General features: G+C 66.5%; 2 pseudogenes. Both read right to left on the bottom strand.

The features are described from left to right. Positions 1-759: pseudogene (locus tag ACFWF3_RS36850) on the bottom strand (acetyl-CoA C-acyltransferase); the annotation flags it as partial. 51 nt (positions 760-810) lie between these two features. After that, positions 811-1,096: pseudogene (locus ACFWF3_RS36845) on the bottom strand (hypothetical protein); the annotation flags it as partial.

The raw sequence follows: 1,096 nt of genomic DNA, 5'->3' as shown, positions 1-1,096 counted from the left end.
GGTGTGCACATGGTCGATCTTGTCGACCCAGTGGTATTTCTGCAGCGCCACGGCGTCGAACCCATTTCGTTCGCCGATGCCCTCGAACGCGGGCCGGAGCTTGCCGAGGGACTCGACAGTGCTCCCTGGACGGCGATGCTCGTCGTGGTCGAGGATCGTCACGCCGTTGATGTCACGCACCGGCACAACGGATTTCGCGAAGAATCCGCCGGACCACGCGGCCTCGGCGCGGTCCTGCGACCGCACGGCGAAACCGTCGACGTCTTCGCGCGAGAAGCCCTCCATGGTCGCGATCAGGTCGGCGCCGATCCCCTGAGGCACGGTCGAGGCGTCGTAGGTCAGGGCCGGATCGTTGTAGATCGGGCCGCCGTCGGATCCCATCGGCACCCGCGACATCGACTCGACACCGCCGGCGATGATCAGCGATTCCCAGCCCGAACGCACCCGCGCCGCAGCCTGGTTGACCGACTCGAGCCCGGAGGAGCAGAACCGGTTCAATTGCACCCCGGCGACGGTGTCCGGCAGGCCCGCACCGATAGTGGCGGCACGGGCGATGTCGCCACCCTGGTCTCCCACCGGCGAGACGACGCCGAGGACGACGTCATCGATAGCGGCGGGATCGAGCCCGGGGTGGCGGGCGGTCAATTCTCTGATCAGGCCGACCACCAGGTCGACGGGTTTCGTCCCGTGGAGCGCTCCGCCCTTGTTCTTTCCCCGAGGCGTGCGGATCGCCTCGTAGATGTAGGCCTCGTTACTCACAATTGATCTTTCCTCTCGTCCAGCTGTTCGATATTTCGCGCACCGCCGGGTTCAGTCAGCGACGGTGAGGACGAAGGCGGTGGTTCGGCGGGCGTCGGAGGCCACGAGGGCCCCGGCCCTGCCACCGGTGTCTTCCAGCGAATTCAGCATCGTGACCAGCGACCGCAGATGGCCGGACCGGGGCAGGTAGCCGAACGCGAGGTCCCCTCCGCGCGGGTTCACGAGGTACTCACACATTCCGGTTTCCTTGATCCAGGCCACCGGCGTGACGGCGTACTGTTCCGGAACCTCGAGCTGGTCGAGACCGCCGACGTAGAAACCGCCGGGAGCAAGGAGT

The organism is Nocardia sp. NPDC060220 (assembly GCF_042727815.1).
Classification (GTDB): Bacteria; Actinomycetota; Actinomycetes; order Mycobacteriales; family Mycobacteriaceae; genus Nocardia.
The sequence above is the reverse complement of the archived record's forward strand: the minus strand, read 5'-3'. Positions and strand labels throughout refer to the sequence as shown.